At 48.3% G+C, this 18117-nt stretch carries 16 protein-coding genes and 2 riboswitches; of the genes, 9 read left to right on the forward strand and 7 right to left on the reverse strand.

Annotation, left to right across the window (positions count from 1 at the left end):
- The first annotated feature begins 70 nt into the window (after positions 1-70).
- The 4 genes from ACSQ8O_RS03110 to ACSQ8O_RS03125 all read left to right on the forward strand — a co-directional run bounded on the left by ACSQ8O_RS03110 (position 71) and on the right by ACSQ8O_RS03125 (position 4077).
- Positions 71-1147 carry an ABC transporter permease subunit gene (locus ACSQ8O_RS03110; RefSeq protein WP_436240441.1) on the forward strand — a complete coding sequence of 359 codons (1077 nt, stop codon included), beginning with the start codon at positions 71-73 and terminating at the stop codon, positions 1145-1147.
- Entirely contained in the window at positions 1144-2100 is a 957-nt protein-coding gene (locus ACSQ8O_RS03115) for an ABC transporter permease subunit (protein WP_436240442.1), read from the forward strand. Before ACSQ8O_RS03110 ends, ACSQ8O_RS03115 begins: the two co-directional genes overlap by 4 nt.
- A 584-nt stretch (positions 2101-2684) precedes the next feature.
- The gene (locus ACSQ8O_RS03120; RefSeq protein WP_436240443.1) at positions 2685-3578 is read left to right on the forward strand and encodes a methyltransferase domain-containing protein; all 894 of its coding nucleotides are present in this window, start codon (positions 2685-2687) and stop codon (positions 3576-3578) included.
- Between the two features lie 49 nt (positions 3579-3627).
- Positions 3628-4077 carry a YdeI/OmpD-associated family protein gene (locus tag ACSQ8O_RS03125; protein ID WP_436240444.1) on the forward strand — a complete coding sequence of 150 codons (450 nt, stop codon included), beginning with the start codon at positions 3628-3630 and terminating at the stop codon, positions 4075-4077.
- A gap of 14 nt (positions 4078-4091) precedes the next feature.
- Here ACSQ8O_RS03125 and sugE read toward each other — a convergent pair whose 3' ends face one another.
- The 5 genes from sugE to ACSQ8O_RS03150 form a co-directional block, all read right to left on the reverse strand.
- A complete protein-coding gene (gene sugE, locus ACSQ8O_RS03130; protein WP_056622008.1) occupies positions 4092-4412 on the reverse strand; it encodes a quaternary ammonium compound efflux SMR transporter SugE in 321 nt (106 codons plus the stop codon).
- An 87-nt stretch (positions 4413-4499) separates the two neighbouring features.
- Positions 4500-4602, reverse strand: a riboswitch (guanidine-I (ykkC/yxkD leader).
- 70 nt (positions 4603-4672) lie between these two features.
- Positions 4673-5284 (reverse strand): MSMEG_1061 family FMN-dependent PPOX-type flavoprotein, encoded by a 612-nt coding sequence (locus ACSQ8O_RS03135; protein ID WP_436240445.1) that lies wholly within the window; start codon positions 5282-5284, stop codon positions 4673-4675.
- Between the two features lie 237 nt (positions 5285-5521).
- Positions 5522-5992 carry a C40 family peptidase gene (locus ACSQ8O_RS03140; RefSeq protein ID WP_436239124.1) on the reverse strand — a complete coding sequence of 157 codons (471 nt, stop codon included), beginning with the start codon at positions 5990-5992 and terminating at the stop codon, positions 5522-5524.
- 3 nt (positions 5993-5995) lie between these two features.
- A riboswitch (cyclic di-AMP (ydaO/yuaA leader) is annotated at positions 5996-6134 on the reverse strand.
- Positions 6135-6302: 168 nt separating this feature from the next.
- Entirely contained in the window at positions 6303-7121 is an 819-nt protein-coding gene (locus ACSQ8O_RS03145; protein WP_436240446.1) for a hypothetical protein, read from the reverse strand.
- An 85-nt stretch (positions 7122-7206) separates the two neighbouring features.
- Positions 7207-9201, reverse strand: coding sequence for a M1 family metallopeptidase (locus tag ACSQ8O_RS03150; protein ID WP_436241933.1), 1995 nt, complete (start codon positions 9199-9201; stop codon positions 7207-7209).
- Between the two features lie 311 nt (positions 9202-9512).
- Between ACSQ8O_RS03150 and ACSQ8O_RS03155 the strand changes: the two genes are divergently transcribed.
- Positions 9513-10004 carry a YwhD family protein gene (locus ACSQ8O_RS03155; RefSeq protein ID WP_436240447.1) on the forward strand — a complete coding sequence of 164 codons (492 nt, stop codon included), beginning with the start codon at positions 9513-9515 and terminating at the stop codon, positions 10002-10004.
- Between the two features lie 172 nt (positions 10005-10176).
- Here ACSQ8O_RS03155 and ACSQ8O_RS03160 read toward each other — a convergent pair whose 3' ends face one another.
- Positions 10177-12291, reverse strand: coding sequence for a transglycosylase domain-containing protein (locus ACSQ8O_RS03160; RefSeq protein ID WP_436240448.1), 2115 nt, complete (start codon positions 12289-12291; stop codon positions 10177-10179).
- A 285-nt stretch (positions 12292-12576) separates the two neighbouring features.
- Between ACSQ8O_RS03160 and speE the strand changes: the two genes are divergently transcribed.
- The 4 genes from speE (at position 12577) to argS (ending at position 16582) form a co-directional block, all read left to right on the forward strand.
- Positions 12577-13404, forward strand: a complete 828-nt coding sequence (gene speE / locus ACSQ8O_RS03165; RefSeq protein ID WP_173120834.1) for a polyamine aminopropyltransferase — start codon at positions 12577-12579, stop codon at positions 13402-13404.
- Between the two features lie 383 nt (positions 13405-13787).
- A complete protein-coding gene (locus ACSQ8O_RS03170; RefSeq protein WP_436240449.1) occupies positions 13788-14291 on the forward strand; it encodes a DinB family protein in 504 nt (167 codons plus the stop codon).
- Between the two features lie 201 nt (positions 14292-14492).
- Positions 14493-14903: a DUF1934 domain-containing protein gene (locus tag ACSQ8O_RS03175; RefSeq protein ID WP_056621981.1), complete on the forward strand. Its 411-nt coding sequence runs from the start codon at positions 14493-14495 to the stop codon at positions 14901-14903.
- 5 nt (positions 14904-14908) lie between these two features.
- Positions 14909-16582 (forward strand): arginine--tRNA ligase, encoded by a 1674-nt coding sequence (gene argS, locus ACSQ8O_RS03180; RefSeq protein ID WP_436240450.1) that lies wholly within the window; start codon positions 14909-14911, stop codon positions 16580-16582.
- Between the two features lie 119 nt (positions 16583-16701).
- Here argS and ACSQ8O_RS03185 read toward each other — a convergent pair whose 3' ends face one another.
- Complete coding sequence (locus tag ACSQ8O_RS03185; RefSeq protein WP_436240451.1) at positions 16702-17868, reverse strand: S8 family peptidase; 1167 nt, start codon at positions 17866-17868, stop codon at positions 16702-16704.
- Positions 17869-18117: the final 249 nt, after the last annotated feature.

Genomic DNA, 18117 nt, shown 5'->3' on the forward strand with positions numbered 1-18117 from the left:
CCTTCGTGATAAACTATGACCATACAATGATTATTTTACCTAAGGTGAATTATAAAAGAGGTGGCACGGAGTGAAGTCAATAGGACGATGGCTATTGCTGGGTGCGATCACGCTGATCGGTATTTTTTTGCTGAGTAATATTAGGCAAATGTTCTTATCCGTCCAGCCCGATCAGATCAAAGTGACCGTTAATTCGAGCATTAGCATGCAGAAGCTAAGTGAGATGCTGCCTGGCAGTAAGATTTTGAATGAGAAAAATGGTCTGCTAGAAGTCCCTTACGGCAAGTTCTGGGAGTACCAAGGCACAGCCATGACAATCAAAGGTGTCCTGCGATCCTCGGTCATACCGCTAGAGAAGCCAATTATTTCGTGGCGCTACTATGGCTACACCGTCAAAGATCAGCTTAAGGGCTTCTTGCATGGCGATTTTGGGAAATATCGTGATCCTTATACGCGTAAGGAAGTTGCGATGACGACAGCGATTCCTATGATGCTGCTCAAAACCTGCACCTATTTCATACCTGGCTTGCTGCTCGCTATCCTGCTCAGTATGCTAGTTGCTCTGTGGGCGTCCATATCAAGGCGAATTGGCATTGTGCTGGATGGTATTCATGCGCTGCTTGTTGGATTACCAGACTTTTTTCTGATTGTGCTGATTCAATTGGCGGCGATTTACACGACTAAGCTCCTTGGTCACTATGTGCTGCTGATCGTTCAAGTGGGTGACAGAACGCCATTCCTTATTCCATTTCTGACGATTGCGTTGATTCCGTCGGTGACGATCTATGGGACACTGCGTGTCGCCATTGCACGTGAGCTGGGACAGGATTACGTTGTCACTGCACTAGCCAAAGGATTGACGCGGCGTGAGGTGCTCTTCTCGCATGTGCTGAGGAATGTGATGGAGGATGTGTTGGCTATTTTGCCAAGAGCTACGACATTGGCCCTTGCTAGTATGGCAGTTGCAGAGGCGATTTGTGGCATTGGAGGTTTAGGTGGCTTCATCATTCTGCCGATCTACCAGGGGATTACTTCAATGTCTGCGATCTGTGTGGTGCTTGGAGTAGTTGCCATGGCTTTTCATATCCTGTATGCGCTGCTGCGGAAGCGGTTCGTGGTCCGTGCGGAGGAGGTGGCTAGACCATGAGAAAGCGTCCATCTACCGCCTTTTATATATCCATCGCAATCTTGGCGCTATTTCTGCTGGTGATGGTGTTCGGGACCTGGTTGAAGCCGCATGGGATTTCGCCAGAGGACAAAATCAACATGATCCAATATCAAGAAGATGGGAAAACCAGGTACGCAATCCCGCCGTACGCACCCAATAGCACTTTCCTGCTTGGAACCGATCACCGTGGGTTCGACATGCTCAGCTTATTATTGAATGGATTAAAATACACACTAGGCACGGCGCTCGGTCTGACTTTGCTTCGTTTTGCGGTGGCGTTGCCTTGGGGATTAGGGAGCGGAATGACGGGCAGGGGAAGAGGGCTGCTCCGCTCTTTACAGTGGGCGGTTGCCGCAGTGCCGGCATTTATTTTCCTCTATCCGCCGCTCGCGGGGATGTATTACGGGCTAAGGCTCGATCTCGGGGCCAAAGCGGATCCACACAACAAGCTGTTGTACAGCATCACCTTTATCATCTTAATTACACTGATTGGCATATTCCCGTTGGCACATCAGATCGCAGATCGGACACGCTATTATAGTGGCAAAATGTTTATTGAAGCATCCCGGCTCATGGGCGGTTCGTTCTGGCATCGGACGCTTCGGCACATTTTCCCTTCGATGCGTAATGAAATGATGTTCATCTTCTTAAGCGAGTTTATGCAGGTGCTATTCCTGCTGGGGCAACTAGCCGTATTCAATATCGTGCTCGGTGGTACAGAGACGATTGGCGACGAGGAAGCCGGCTTCCAGATCACGATCAGTACCTCTGGGGAATGGCTTTCGCTGATCGCTTACGGCGCACGCTATATCCGTCTGCACCCGTGGATCATACTCAGCGCCGGGACAAGCTTTGCGTTGTTATTCCTTTCATTGCAATTTTTCTTGAATCAGCTCAAGCGCCGCTATGGCGAGGAACGTCAGCTGATGTAACAGAGTCGAGCGTCCATCCGAAGGGTGGGGCTCGGCTTTTTTGTTGGTTTTGTAAGAGCTTCAGCAACAATGTAATAACGCATTCACTGAGAATCTCCTTCACAACTTTTAAGTTATGTCGTTCCCACCCGAACCCGCCTCGAACTGCCCCAAACCCGCACCCGCACCCGCACCCGCACCCGCACCCGCACCCGCACCATAGCGAAATTCAAAATAAATGGATTTTATGCATCTAATTTTGCTGTATTTCCCATTTCGGGTCAGTTAACTGTAAAAAGTACAGCTAAATTCACGCATTTAATCCGAACGTGGGGAATATGGCGGAATTAGATGGAGTTTTTCCATCTAGATTAGATAAATGGTCATAAATGAGAAAATTAGCTGTAGGAAATCATCTAAAGTTGTGTAGGCATGCCAATGTGCTCCTGAGTGGAAGCTGAGGACAGGCTGAGGATACCCAAAGAAGGGCGATGTTACTTAAAACACATAAGAAATATGAATTCGAAATCCAAAATTACATCATAATTAATGTTAACATGGTACATATTATGTGTTATAATTCATTAAAAAGGAGGCGACTAACCATGGAGGACAAGCAAGACAAAACGAAACGACTCTCGGTTTATTTGCCTGAGAAAGTGAAATCCGAGCTAGAAGAGATGGCGGATGCCACGGGACTATCGATGACACAGCTAATTGTCATGGCGACGCAGGGGCTGCTCGCGAATTATGCCGCGCAGGGTGGCGCGATTTTTGCGGATTTGCTGTCGGCGAGACATCGTATCCTGCACGAAGTGAAGGAGAAGCAGACGCTCCTGGACCAGGAAAAGATGAGCATGCAAGCCTACTATGGCGCTCGGGCAGAGGAGTATGAACGGATTTATCACCGCGAGGATGCGGAGTATCAACAAGAATTGGCGCTACTGTCTGAGATCCTGAAGAAGCAGGTGGAGGGACGTCGTGTGCTGGAAATCGCCTGCGGCACAGGCTATTGGACACACATTGCCGCAGAAACGGCGACGCAGCTTATTGGTGTAGACATCCGCCCAGAAGTGCTGCGCATCGCGGAGTCGAAGTCATGGCCGAAGGGGAATGCGACCTTCAAAGAAGGAGATGCATATGAGCTCTCCGAGATAAGTGGTGAGTTCGATTACGGGCTAGCGAACTTCTGGTTCTCGCATATTCCGCGGAATCGGATCGAGAGCTTTTTACAAGGTTTCCATGAACGATTGGGCAGCGGAGCGCAGGTTTTTATCGCAGATAATGTGTATGTGCCTGGCAGAGGCGGCGAGCTCATCGCTCATGAGGATAGCGAAGACACCTACAAAAGACGCGAGCTAGCCGACGGCTCCAAGCATGAAATACTTAAGAACTATTTTACCTACGAAGAGTTGAATGACATTTTTCGACCCTTGTCACAGCATTTGCGCATATTTGTGGGGGGCAGCTTCTGGTATGTGAGCTACACAATTAAATAGTTAATCAAAGGTACAATCTTTCAAGACGGAAATAGAGGAGGCCATAACCATGAGTGTGACGTTTCATACGACTGTGATGAAAGCCCAGAATAAGAATGCCACCGGGATTTCTATTCCCGAAGAGGTCATGACGACGTTAGCGGGAGGCAAAAAGCCCAGCGTGTCCGTAACCCTAAACGGTTATACATATCGGACAACTATCGCAGTCATGAGTGGCGAATACCTCATCCCGCTCAGTGAAGCCCATAGACAAGCCTCCGGCTTGAAGGCGGATGACCCCGTAGAGGTGACGTTAGCGTTGGATCTTGCCCCTCGAACGGTGGAAGTCCCGGCGGATCTTCAATCCGCATTGTCGGAAGTGGAGGGCGCCGTAGAACGGTTTGAAGCCCTCGCTTTCTCCAAGCGCAAAGAATTCGTCCGCCAAGTCGAGGACGCGAAGACACAAGAGACACGCTTGCGCCGGATTGCCAACGTTGTCACGCAGATAAGTGGCGTGTAAGCGAATAATGCCCCCTAGTGCCCTGAAGTAAATTTTAGTCCGAGCACACCGACCAGAATCAAGACCATAAACAAGATGCGAACTAGGCTGATTGGTTCATCTAGAAAAAGAGTGCCAATGATAATCGCGCCAACAGCGCCGATGCCGGTCCAAGCCGCATAGGCCGTTCCGATCGGAAGAGTTTTCGTTGCTGCAGCTAAGAAATAGAAACTAACGATCATACCTAGAATCGTCACAATTGACGGGACAAGTCGCGTAAAGCCATTGGAAAATTTCAATGAGATGGCCCATACGACCTCAAATACACCTGCAATAGCTAGAAATAACCATGCCATAATGAACACTCCTTCATGTGGGAATTTGCGATGTCAGTGCCACAAAATAAACAGAGAAAAGCCCGGGAATATCGCACTGTTGCGATAGACTCCCGGGCTTTTCTCCCTCCGTGACCACAGCATATTTGCTGTGTGTTTTCCCTTGGACCAGCCGGCGGTGAAACGCCGCGGAACCCTAGAAAACGACATGCCGTAATTATAGGCTCGCTAACATGCCATGTCAAGTTACACTTTTTGGCTGCTGCCTAGTTAGCTTATCCTTATTCCTCTAGCGCAATGTTGTTCAATGCCAGATGTGCACGGAACATAGCCATAGTATCCGGCTGTTCCTGTTCGGGTACCCACGTTGTGGTGTCCCAAATTTTGGATAGTTTAAGGGCGCGACTGCAGTGCACGAAGCATTCCTGCACCTCGACGCCAACAGCGGCGATCGGTGATTTCCCGTTAAGCTGCATAGTCGCAAGGAGCTCTTCATCATTTGTCAGCCAAGCGCGTCCGTTGACGCGGAGCACCGTCTCGACCCCAGGGATGATGAAGATAAGGCCCACCTGCGGGTTGGCGAGTAAATTATACATAGAATCTATGCGACGATTTCCGAGTCTTTCCGGATAAATCAAGCGGTGATTATCGAGAACGCGAACGAAGCCTGGGCTATCGCCGCGGGGGGAAACATCACACAATCCATTCGCACCCGATGTAGATAAGAAGAATAAAGATGATTTGGCGATGAACGCTTGGGCGTGTTCGTCAATTTGATTGATTACTTTATTTTGTACCGCAGGATGCGGCTCTCCAATCATATCTCTAATTTCATCAATGGATCGAACGATGCCGGGAAATGGGGGTGAAGTACGGGCTTGTATGTTGTCCATGCGTTCTTTTCCTTCCTCGAGGCCAAGGGGCCATTATTCAAAATACCAGAATTTATATGCGGAACATAATAATTTGGCTGTATTTCTTCATAAACACTGTGAGAAGTCCTTGAATGACGGCGTAGCCGTTTATTTTGTACGTTGTAGTATACGCCGATAGCCTCGTTCAAATGAATGAAGCCCTACAAACCGCTCTTACGAGCAAAGCTTGCAGGGCTTCATTCTGTGCCGAGAATATTACTTGGATTCAGCAGTTAGTTGATTGTAGATATCATCCCATAGAACACGTCTGGCTGATACGTACCGCTTCGCATAATAGGATTCGCTCAACTTATTCTTAACAACACCTTGATTAGTAGCGGAGTGAACGAATTCACCATTACCGAGGTACATCCCTACGTGAGAGATGCCGCTGCCATCTGTGTTGAAAAATACAAGATCGCCCTTACGAAGATCACTTTTGTCAACCCAGTAGCCTTCACCGTTTTGTGATTTAGAGCTGTGTGGAAGGTCGATGCCGAACTCGTCGAACAAGTAGGACGTGAAACCAGAGCAATCGAATCCTTTGGTTGTCGTTCCTGCCCATCTGTAAGGAGTTCCAACAAGCTCGTCTACCGCTTTATCCATATCGGATGCTGCGAAAACGCTTCCTACACTTACGCTCAAAAACAAAACAAGACTAAAAATAAGACCAACAACTTTCTTCAACTGCTTGTCTCCTTCCGGTGCCTACGAGGTTAGCTGGAGGGTTCGGTTGAAGGTTCCCTATGATCCCTGTCTTGCAAGATCAATTCACCCGGAGTGGTTCCCCCGTTTCCCCATAAACTGAGGAATTCGGCATGAAATATTTGGTTTTCTGATGCTAATTCTTTTATTTCGTCATAAAGTTTGAATTTCCTCTTTTATGGTTACATAATAGGCAAAAAATTAAGTGTAATTATTCAAAAAATAGACAAAAAAAACCCCTTTCTCAAAGAGAAGGGGAGAACGCTTAAGCTATTCGCTGTTTTGCTGGATATTAATTGGATATTTTGGCAGAAAGAAGCTGATATTGGGAAGAAATGCCCCAAATTTGGATGAAAATGTGGAAGAGAGGATACAGTTGGTAAATGATTAGGGCTACCAGTCCTGCCCATAGGTAAGTGGCAGTGATGGTGACCCCTGCCAAAAGTCCTGTGAACAGTAATAGGATAATGGCAAGTCCGATAATCGGGAGCGAATGTCGAAAGAAAGAGAAAATGGTAGATAGGATACCCAGCTTGGCCGCGATGGCGAATTGCACATGCATAAACAGAAGCTGCAGGAGAAAACCGTAGAGCATTAAACTGAGTATCCAAGGAAGAAGCTTGATAATGATCTGCTCGTAGGAGCTGCTATGCCCTAGAATATAAGTGGCTTTGGGAATAAGCCAGATGAGTGGGAAAAGCGTAAGTGCGATACGAATCAGATACACGAGCAGGAAGGGGAGCATGAGCTGCTTCATCCCGCGAAAGAAACGATATCCCGCATTCTGGTGAGCGTGAGTGAGTGAATAGTAGACGCCGCCATTTAAGAGAGGCGTCAGCAGCATGCGAGCACATAGTAGTATTGCAAGCCACCATAGATAGGAATAGCTGAGATCTGTTTTAATTAACTGAAACTGGCCCTCAGCTAGGAAAATCTGCAATGCCTGCTTGGGTTGCTCAGCGCCAGGGAACCGATGCATGAGGGGGACTAGAATACCTTGTACGAGCTTATACAGGAGAATACCCCAGCCCATCTGATATAGGAATAAAATGATCGTGGCAAAGGGCTGCGCCATGGCTGCCCGGAAGCCTGCTTTGATATAGGTGGCCAACGAGGGTTCCTCCTTAAAGTTTTCTTTAGAAAACTAGCATCGTAAGGATACGCTCAGAGTTTGTCATGAGACGTAAGCCAAGTCCTTACCAGGCGACTGAGCCAAATATGGCTTGCAGGAATTGAATAATACCGAGATTCCACCGAATTTGCCACTTCGTATTTAATTGCGTTTGATAGAAGTTGTTGATGTGCTTATTTTCGAGTATAAGTGTGTACTTAGGATCGACTCGCACCCAGTCGACAGGGGAGGCATGTGTTAATTTGAAGTCAATGCTTCCTTCCTTGCCATCCCATGTTTTATCTAGCGTCGTGCCGTCTGCGAAGTGGAACTGAATCGGCACTTCGGGTGAGTTGCCGCCAAGCTTAATGATGCGGACCGTGCTCTCATAAGTCTCGGATCCCTTGGTACCCTGAGGTTTTACATGGACACTTTCGACCGCGTAATCCATCATCAGATTGCCATAGACATACTGATTGAAGAAGTCATCCCAATCTGATTTACTAATCTCCTCCACGACCTGTTGGAAATCATTCGTAGACGGATGTTTAAACTGCCACTTTTGGAAATAGGATTTCATGATACGATCCATCGTCTTAGTGCCGACTTGCTGCTCAATTGCTTTGAGTACGAGCTTGCCACGCGTGTACACATTTTCAGCATATTGATCATGTCCTGTGTAAGCCCATGCATCTTTCTGAAGTCCATTTGGTGAGGTGATATAACTAGATTCGACAGGCAAATTAGGTGCATCACCGTATTCGGCTTCCATCACTTTATCCTCTGCATAAGAGGTGAAGCCTTCGTCGAGCCATGCTTCCTCGAATTCATTGCTGGCAACGAGCCCATAGAAAAATTGGTGACCGATCTCATGGACGACGACGCGTTCCAGTTCTAAGTCTGGATCTTTGTCGCTAGCTCCCCATGCGGTGACTAAGGTTGGATATTCCATGCCGCCGGCGCCATTCCCACCAGGAGGGGGGACGACGATGGAGAGGGTAGAGTACGGATACGTTCCGTACCACTGACTGTAACGGGATAGTGCTTTTTTGGCTGCATACATGTAACGATCTTTTAAATCTTGATGATTAGGATCCAGATACAGTTTAATTTTTACCCCTGGAACTTGTGGTGCAGAGAAGGGCTCTTCCACATAGACGAAATGAGGAGAGGCTGACCAGGCGAAGTCATGCACATCCTCGGCATAGAATTGGTATGTCTTCGTACCTTTGTCCGTCACAGCAGGTTTAACAGGAAATCCAGTCGCTGCCACAATGTAATTCGCAGGCACCTGGATTTTCACATCGTACATGCCGAAATCCGCATAGAACTCGGAATTTCCGTGGTATTGGTGGAGATCCCAGCCAGGCTCAGCCCGTCCCCTAGTTCCCTTGCGCTCATAGGCAGCAACCTTCGGAAACCATTGACCAGCCATAACGAAGTCACCGACATACCCCATTCTGGCAAAAGCTGCAGGCAGCTTAACAAGGAATTCGGTTGTGATGGTTACACTTTCCCCAGGTCCAACAGGCTTGGATAACGGTATTTTGAGCAGCGTGTGGTCATCCTTATTGCCGTCATCCGGTTGTACGAATGACATCCGCTTGGTGAGGTCATCACCCGTATCTGACTTCACGGAAAGCAGTTCCATACTGCCGCTACTCTCATCTTTGGCTTCGTCGTCCCGCAGCTTCCCACCAGATTCGCGCATAAATGTCGTTTTCTTCGAAGCGAACGCATTCGGATAGAGGTGAAGATACATGTCTTGTACAGGAACTGAGCCAGGATTTTCCCATGTGAGTGTTTGTTGTCCTTGGAGCTGTTGGGTTTCTGGTGTGTAAGCAACATTCATGTGATATTCAGCAATACGATAACTAAGTGGTGTTGAGGTTTCTAACGGTTTGCCATTATCTGCAGGCTGCATGTCCGGTGTCTGAACATGGGGAACATATTTAGAGACGACAGGAACAGTCCCTCTTGGTGTGGAGGGGAGCAAGGTGTTCGTTATTAACACTGCGCCGGCAGCAAGGAGCATGACAGCAAACCACTGTACCTTGCGGCTATTGAATAGAGCATTCATATCCATGAGATTCACCCCGCCTAAACAAGCATCTACAGCATGTATATGTAGACAACCTAGGGAATATTTCTGCGAGGTGAAAGAAATGTTTAGAAAACCCCTATCGAGGCAACTCAAGGATGAGCGACCGCGTTCAAAGAGGAAGGTTTTAGCGCCAATTAGAAAGACGTTTTCGGCAGCCGAAAACTTATACTTTCTAATGTGGAGAGAAATATCCATGGGAGCCTGCCGCCACTTGTTCTACCGGGAGACTTTCGCTACAATGAAAGCATGTCGTCATTTTAACCTAATGTAGAGTGGAAGGTGCCCTTATGGAAGCGGATAAGAAGAAGCTGGCCTTAAATATAGTAAGCTCGAAAGTGAATCACAAAGGCTTCGGTGCAGGAGCCATTGATCTTAGTAACGTCTCCGGTATCATTATTGATGGGGATGAAGCGTATTTGGATGAAGGCACACTTCATGCCAAGAGTAAGATCGAGAAAGGGATTAAGTTCTCCACCAACAAGGAGGATGTCCCGAATGGTCGTAAAGCATGGATCGTGTGGGTAGCAGTTGATCGGACAGAAGATGGCGCCTATTATGCTGGGATGTCTGCTTGCGAAATGCTAGTCGACACAGAAGCACGCCGCGGATGGAAGATTCTAGCCGAACACGTGAACAAAATGGACGGCGCGATGAAACGTAAATTCATCCTAGAGGGCTTGTCTGACAGTGAGCGAACAACCCTTCGAAACTGCCTGATTTCGCACAACGAAGACTGGTGGAACCGCTCAGATCAAAGCCTCAAGGACGCACTCTCCTAAGCTTTACGCGACGAATATGGAGAATATGAACATTATGTGTCATCCATTGTTCCGCAATGTCGAAGCGGGTATACTATACCCTAGTGTATGTTACCTCATATACTAGGACAGCAAAAAGGCAGGACTAAGACGCGCTTAGTACTGCCTTTTTGTGTTTTTATTTAGAGGAATGTTAGTCGTTCCACCAGCGTTTTAGATCGTTCCACCAAGAGCCGTTATCGCCTTTGGAACCGGCTTTTTGACCGCCTGCCGCATCTGGATTAGCAGGTTTGCCTGTACAATATGTCGTGGGTTCAGTGCCCGTAAGGAAAGCCTCCATTTTGGAATTCGGACAGTCCTCATTAGACAATTTGCCGCTTAGCGGATCAATGTAAACCGTCGTCACACCTTCAGGGATCGGGAACAGCTTCGGCGGAATCGCATCCAAAGTCTGTTCGGTGAAATCCGCGAAGATCGGTGAGGCGAGATGGGATTCCACCGTTGTGATATTGCGGCTCTTGTCATAGCCCACCCAGACTGCAGTGGAAAGCTCCGGCGTGAAGCCGACGAGCCAGGCATCCGTATCAGTTGTACCCGTTTTGCCGGCAATTGGCCGCTTAATCGTACTGGCCACACGGTTCCCAGTTCCGCCCTCTTCGAATACGCTCTCCATGAGATTCGTCATCACATAGGCAACCGCAGGTGGTATTACTTGCTCCTCCTTAGGTGTCGCTTCATATAAGACACGCCCATTGGCATCCTCGATTCGCAAAATCGCGGTCGTTTCATGGTGCACACCTTGATTCGCAATAGAGGCAAAGGCCGAAGCCATTTCCAACGGACTCACGGGGAATGAACCTAGCGCTAAGGACGGCAGCGGCTTCATTGGCGAAGCAACCCCGAGTTTACGCGCGAAGTCTATGACCTTCTGTGGACCCACCTCGAGAATCGTGTGCACCGCATAGATATTATCCGACTTCGAAATCGCCTGCCGCATATCAATATTCCCATTTGTATACTGGTCATTGAAATTTCTCGGCGTATATTGCTGACGCCCCTCATCGTAAGTAAATACTGTAGGCTCACTCTTGACCATGGAGACAGGGGTGAAGCCATTCATGAGTGCGACCATATACACGAATGGTTTAAAAGAAGACCCTGGTTGTCGCGTATTCGACAACACACGGTTGAACTGATTTTCCGCATAGTCGCGTCCGCCAACCATGGCTTTGATCTCACCCGTACGCGGGTCTACCGCGACCAAAGCAGCCTGCAGCTCGGGCTTGCCTTCAAGCTGCTTCGTGATAACATTCTCCGCAATTTCCTGAGCATTTTTATCCAGTGTGGTATAGATGCGAATGCCGCCTTCATCGAATTGTTCTTCTGTGATGCCGAGCTTTTCCGTAGCTAGGTTACGTACATAATCCCTGAAATAAGGCGCAGCGGAAGGCTTCTTTTTCGTTAACGGCAGAATTGTTAGCTTTTCCTTGCCTGCAGCATCAGCGGCGCTTTGGGTAATAAAGCCGCTGTTCACCATCGTCTGGAGAACGACCTTTTGCCGATCCATCGCATTTTGCAAATCATAATAGGGGGAATAGTAACGCGGTCCTTTCGGCACCCCAGCGATCATTGCGCTCTCTGCTAAGGTTAACTCACTAGCATGCTTGCCGAAGAAAAGCTCAGACGCAGTCTCAATTCCATAGGTCGAATGCCCATAGTAGATTTGATTCAAATAATCAGTGAGAATATCGTCTTTGCTGAGCTGCATTTCCATTTGAATGGCATACACGGTTTCCTTGATTTTGCGCGTCCACGTACGATCATGAGTTAAGTAAAGATTCCGAGCTAGCTGTTGCGTGATCGTACCGGCTCCTTGCACCTTCGCCATCGCTTGAACATTCACAATGGCTGCGCGTGCTACCGCTTTAACGTCCACGCCGAAATGATCGTAGAAATGCTGATCCTCCACGGCGAGCGTTGCATGTATTAAGTAAGGTGAGATGTCATTTAATGAAACCACCTGCCGATTTTGCCCTGAATAAAAGGTATCAATCACCTCGCCATGTACATCATACATCTGGGAGGTTTGCATCGTTTTGGTGACGGGAAGTGTTTGGGAGCGCAAATAAACTAGAAAGGCAGCGGCCCCGATGAGCATCAATAGGCTGCAGGTAAAGAAGAACGAAAAGGTCTTCTTGATTCGTCTCATCCACCGCATGGAAGCAGGAATCTCATCTTTCCGTCTGGCCGATTGTGTTTCTGGTGTTTGTTGGCGCGGCTTCTCATTCGTATTCTCATTGTCGGACATGCTTCGCTTGCCTCCTTTCTCCTTGCCCAAAGGCGCTATTAACCAGTATGGAAAAGCATGGCAGTCCGTATTCAACGAATTGTAAATATTTTTTGTTAATTGGCCAAAAGATTGAGGAAAATATTGCATTTTGGGGGTAATGAACTATAATACAATTTGTGCGTGTGAGAGGACTGGGAAATACAGCTCAAACTCGTATGACTTTTCCAACTGGTGGAACACTGTTAGTGATAACGAATGTCTGGAATTATTCATCCAAATAGAGAAGCGAAAGAAGGGTTACATATGGAATTATGGTACACAGAGAAACAAACCGATAGCTTCGGTATTACAGCGAAAGTCACGGAGACTTACGTCAGAGAGCAAACGGATTTCCAAGATCTTTCCATGATTGAAACCGAAGAGTGGGGCACAATGCTTACACTAGACGGCATGGTTATGACAACAGTGAGAGACGAGTTCGTTTATCACGAAATGGTTGCTCACCCAGCGCTCGTTACTCACCCGAACCCAGAATACGTACTCGTAGTAGGCGGCGGCGATGGCGGTGTAATTCGCGAAATCATGAAGCACCCGAAAGTGAAGAAAGCTGTTCTTGTTGATATCGATGGCAAAGTTATCGAGTACTCCAAGAAATACCTGCCAACGATCGCTGGCGAATTGGACAACCCACGCGTTGAAGTTATCGTTAACGATGGTTACATGCACATCCACGATCACAAAAACACCTACGATGTCATCATGGTTGATTCCACAGAGCCTGTAGGCCCAGCTGTTGAGCTGTTCTCCAAAGGCTTCTACCAAGGCATCTTCGATGCGTTAAAAGAAGACGGAATCTTCGTTGCTCAAACCGATAATCCATGGTTCAAAGCTGATTTGATCCAAACCGTAAATCGCGACGTGAAAGAAATTTTCCCGATCGTTCGTGTGTACAGTGCGAATATCCCTACGTACCCAAGTGGTTTGTGGACATTCACAATGGGCAGCAAAAAGCACGATCCGCTTCAAGTAGAAGAATCAGCAATCCCTGAATTCCCGACGAAATACTACACACCACGCTTGCACAAAGCAGCGTTCGTGTTGCCTAGATTCGTTGAAGATTTGATTAAATAAGCTGCGGTATCGCGGATAAATAGGATTTGAACAGAAGAGGGAGCCAATTTGTTGGCTTCCTTTTTGGCGTGTTGGTTAAGGGCCCGACCACCCAGCGAAAACCGCAACCTCAACATACTTCTGCTCTTGAGCCAAATGGCGTACTGACGTTCCCCTCCATACCCTCTGCGCTCCGCCAACTCAACTTAACTCTCTTACGTTCCTTCAAGTAACAATTTCTACCTTAAACAAAGTTCAATCACTGCCATACAGCTGTCAGTGGCACCTAGTTATACTGTAAACATAAGGACAGGACATGAATCGCACCAAGCGCGAGCTTCGAGCACCTGCGCGAGCACCAAGTTCAAGCGAGCCTGTACCAACACCCCTAGGAGGTTTTATATATGTTTACAACGATTGAGAGTTTCATCCAAGAATACCAAATGGAATCAGCTACAACGCAGCAACTGCTGGATACATTAACAGATGCGTCCCTAAACCAAACCCAAGCTGAAGGTTACCGTTCACTTGGTTATATTGCCTGGCATCTGGTTCACGCGGAGCGCGGTATGCTGTACGGAACAGGGCTGGAGTTCGAATCGCCGCAAGCTGTAAGTACACCTCCTACAGAGGCAGCAGTCATTGCAGAAGCATATCGGACAACGACGCAGAACATACTTAACGCGATTCGCACACAATGGACGGACGAGAATCTGCAAGATGTGGTTACCATGTTCGGAATGCCGTGGACGATTAGCACAACGCTATACAGCTTCTTGAAGCATGAAATTCATCATCGGGGTCAACTGACGATTCTAATGCGTCAAGCAGGCCTTCCCGTTATCGGTGCCTACGGACCTGCCAAAGAGCAGTGGGCAGCTATCGGTAGACCAGTTCCAACTTTATAACACATGAGCCTCCAAGTCCGTTTTCTAACGGATCAGGAGGCTTTTTTCATCTTGTCACAATCACGAACTCGTCTTCTAGCCGTTCAATCCCCCTCATGCATTGAATTTACTTATCCTTTCATATAAACTATTAGCTAACATGCCTACGTTGTGACACGAGTTGTCATTCGTAGCAACAGAAGAAGAGGGGATTATCGAATCATGACGGACAAGCAGCGGGTGCGGATTCGAATCGAGAGTCGAAGCGGGAGTGAGACCACGGTGCAGAAGGCGCGCGGGGATCTTTATCGCAAAGGCGATCATACCTATATCCGCTATGAAGAAGAGCCGAATGAGCTTGGACGGACCGTGACGATCATTAAGCTCGAAGACAATCAGATCCGTATTATTCGCCAAGGGGATGTACAGGCGGAGCAAACCTTCGTTCCCGGAGAGAAGCGGACCGGCTTTTATCACACACCACAGCTCCGAATGGAACTGGAAATTGAGACGCACAAGCTGACTTCGGAAGCCATCCATGGGATTGGTATTACGAGGTGGAGCTATGATCTATATGCATCAGGCACACATACAGGAGCCTATCGAATCAAGTTGTTAATTCAGGAGGAGTAAGACAAATGGATGTTCTTAACGAAGTGAAAGCGAAAGTGAAGCAAGCAATTAAAGAGGCTGTTCTAGCGGCGGATATCGTCTCCGAAGAGCAGTTACCAGAAATCATTCTTGAAGTGCCGAAAGAGAAGACACATGGCGATTTCGCGACGAATGTAGCGATGCAGCTGACGCGTATTGCGAAGGTAAACCCAAGACAGATCGCGGAGAAAATCATTGCGAACTTGAACAAAGAAGCAGCTAATATCTCTGAAGCGGAAATTGCGGGTCCAGGCTTTATTAATTTTAAAATGGATAATGTCTACCTCTACCCGGTGATTGCTGATGTTGCAAAGCTCGGTAACCGCTATGGAGAATCGAACGTGGGTCAAGGGCTTAAAGTGCAAGTGGAGTTCGTTAGTGCGAACCCAACGGGCTCCTTACATCTTGGACATGCCCGTGGCGCAGCCGTAGGCGACGTGCTATGTAACGTACTGGATCTTGCTGGCTACAACGTATCTCGTGAATACTACATCAATGATGCGGGTAATCAAGTCGTCAATTTGGCAAAATCCATTGAAGCACGTTATCTACAAGCGCTTGGTCAAGAGGCGGAAATGCCAGAGGATGGCTATTTTGGTGAAGATATCAAAGGTTTTGCAACGGAACTTGCAGCTACAGAAGGCGACCGTCTACTGAGCTTGTCGGATGAAGAGCGTCGTGCTTATTTCCGTACGTATGGACTTGAGAAAGAGCTCGATAAAATCAAACGCGACTTAGGCCGCTTTGGTGTTCATTTTGACCATTGGTTCTCCGAGACGTCCATCTATGAAGACAACCTTATCCCGCCAGTGCTTCAAGAATTACGGGATAATGGACATATCTATGAAGAAGAGGGCGCAACGTGGTTGAATACGACGCCGCTTGGGGATGACAAGAACCGTGTTCTGATTAAGAACGACGGATCCTTTACCTACCTTACGCCAGATATCGCTTATCACCGTAATAAATTCGGACGTGGCTACGACCGCTTAATTAATATTTGGGGCGCTGATCACCATGGCTACATTCCGCGGATGAAGGCGGCTATGACAGCTCTTGGCTTTGAAGCAGACCGTCTTGTCGTGCTGATCGCCCAAATGGTGAGCCTGTTCCAGAATGGTGAAAAGGTCAAAATGTCCAAACGTACCGGCAAAGCCGTTACGATGGAAGACTTGATGGACGAAGTAGGCGTGGACCCGATACGTTATTTCTTCGCTATGCGGAGTATGGACTCGCATTTGGATTTTGACATGGACTTGGCCGTTTCCCAGTCCAATGAAAACCCCGTGTTCTATGTGCAATATGCCCACGCACGGATTTGCAGCATCTTCCGCCAAGCGGAAGAGCAGAATATCGCGGTGCTCCCGCTGGAACAGGTGGACCTGTCCCAGCTTACATCGGAAGCCGAGTTCGACTTGCTTCGCAAGATCGGCGAGCTTCCGGAAGAGATCGCCATTGCGGCTGAGCAGTATGCGCCGCACCGCTTGATCCGCTATGTGTATGAACTGGCAAGCCAGTTCCATAGCTACTATAGAGGCCACTACGTCATCACAGATGACGCAGCCTTGACCCAAGCACGCCTCGCCTTGCTCGGCGCGCTGCGCACGACCCTAGCCAACACGCTTCGCATGGTTGGCGTATCGGCCCCTGAGCGGATGTAACACCCGCTCAGCCAGAAGAAGCTCCCCTTGACCGCCGGTCAATAGGGGAGCTTCTTCTTTTTCTAAGCGCAGGAGGTACGCTCTGCGCTTGAACTGGCTAGGCGCTGCGGCAGCGCCAGCTACTCTTGCCCTGCCGCGCGGATCGCCCGCTGGGCGTTCAATTGCCCGGGCTGCCACCGGGCGTTCGGGCGCTTGCTCAGCGGGAATGCGCAGCGGCGCAGCGCGTTTTTGATTTGCTGCGGCGACATGGCGCGCATGGCAAGCATTAAGGCGATAACGCCGCTTACATGCGCCGTCGCCATCGACGTGCCGCTGAGCTCGTTATATTTGCCGCCGATCCAAGCCGAATACACGCGCTCACCAGGCGCATAGATGTCGATTTGTGCTCCGCGATTGCTGAAGGGAGCAATCCGCCCTGTTCGTGTTGTGGCGCCTACGGAGACAACGTGGGGAAACCGAGCAGGGTAATCAATGGTTTTCTTCCGGCCATCATTACCAGAGGAGGCTACAATAACCTTCCCTCGGTAGTAAGCGTTCAAAACCGCTTGCTCCAGAGCAGGATTGTACGTCTTCATACCGAAACTCATATTAATAATATCAAGGTCGTTTTGGACGCACCAATCTATACCGGCGATAATATCAGATACATAGGCGCTTCCATTTTGATCAAAAGCTTTAACGGGATGAATAATCGCTCGTGGAGCTACACCAATAATACCGGAATTACGGCCTGTTGCCGCGATGGTGCCCGCGATGTGCGTGCCATGCCCGTTATCATCATGGGGCATGAGCCTGCGATTTAATAAGTTGATGCCATGGGAGATCGAGTTTTGCAAATCAGGGTGCTTATAGTCGATACCAGTATCGATGACGCCGATGTGAATATTTTTTCCGACAGATTTGCTCCAGATCTCAGGAGCACCGATTTGATCAACTCCCCAAGGAATGGTGCGTGTACGTGAGTTGGATAGAATAGTAGCTCGTTTCGGTACAGTCTTTCTACCTTTAAGTTTATTTATAATTAATTTCGTATCCGCTTCGATACGTGTGGTGCTTGAAAAGCTTCTGAGTTTTGTATCCGGACACAATGTACAAGAAAAGGCGTAGATAATGTCTAGAGGCAGAACCAGGGATAGTCTGGGGAGTTCAGACGTCAAGCGTAGGAGCTCTGATTTGCAGGCAAAGTAATCTGTCTTTGAGGTGAAATGGATAAGGTGCTTTCTAGCTGGTTGTTTAGTAAGACCTAGATCTTCATGAAGCAGATGAAGAAAGGTGGCTGTATCCATCGTGCCATCCCCCCGTTACAGCATATAATCATTATCTCCCCTATCCTATGTACAGGTCATCGTACTTGACCGTGTCATCGCCTTTATAGAGGTTGTCAAAAAGTCCAATTTTGATCACGAAGTAGTCCAAGATGCGTATTCGACATCGAAGATTGAATTCAGCCGGGAATTCCAGTGCTCACGTAGCTTTCACTACGCTCCGCTCCTCATTTCCTAGCTTCTTTCAATCTTCTCGGTGTTGAAAACCAG

It is taken from the genome of Paenibacillus sp. LjRoot56 (assembly GCF_964253335.1).
Lineage (GTDB): Bacteria > Bacillota > Bacilli > Paenibacillales > NBRC-103111 > Paenibacillus_E > Paenibacillus_E allorhizoplanae.

Coding starts and splice junctions, on each gene's coding strand:
- sugE (WP_056622008.1), bottom strand. CDS start 4,412: ATGGCATGGTTATTTCTAGCTATTGCAGGTGTATTTGAGGTCGTATGG.
- ACSQ8O_RS03115 (WP_436240442.1), top strand. CDS start 1,144: ATGAGAAAGCGTCCATCTACCGCCTTTTATATATCCATCGCAATCTTG.
- ACSQ8O_RS03185 (WP_436240451.1), bottom strand. CDS start 17,868: ATGGATACAGCCACCTTTCTTCATCTGCTTCATGAAGATCTAGGTCTT.
- ACSQ8O_RS03175 (WP_056621981.1), top strand. CDS start 14,493: ATGACGGACAAGCAGCGGGTGCGGATTCGAATCGAGAGTCGAAGCGGG.
- ACSQ8O_RS03135 (WP_436240445.1), bottom strand. CDS start 5,284: ATGGACAACATACAAGCCCGTACTTCACCCCCATTTCCCGGCATCGTT.
- ACSQ8O_RS03125 (WP_436240444.1), top strand. CDS start 3,628: ATGAGTGTGACGTTTCATACGACTGTGATGAAAGCCCAGAATAAGAAT.
- ACSQ8O_RS03155 (WP_436240447.1), top strand. CDS start 9,513: ATGGAAGCGGATAAGAAGAAGCTGGCCTTAAATATAGTAAGCTCGAAA.
- ACSQ8O_RS03150 (WP_436241933.1), bottom strand. CDS start 9,201: ATGAATGCTCTATTCAATAGCCGCAAGGTACAGTGGTTTGCTGTCATG.
- ACSQ8O_RS03170 (WP_436240449.1), top strand. CDS start 13,788: ATGTTTACAACGATTGAGAGTTTCATCCAAGAATACCAAATGGAATCA.
- ACSQ8O_RS03120 (WP_436240443.1), top strand. CDS start 2,685: ATGGAGGACAAGCAAGACAAAACGAAACGACTCTCGGTTTATTTGCCT.
- speE (WP_173120834.1), top strand. CDS start 12,577: ATGGAATTATGGTACACAGAGAAACAAACCGATAGCTTCGGTATTACA.
- argS (WP_436240450.1), top strand. CDS start 14,909: ATGGATGTTCTTAACGAAGTGAAAGCGAAAGTGAAGCAAGCAATTAAA.
- ACSQ8O_RS03160 (WP_436240448.1), bottom strand. CDS start 12,291: ATGTCCGACAATGAGAATACGAATGAGAAGCCGCGCCAACAAACACCA.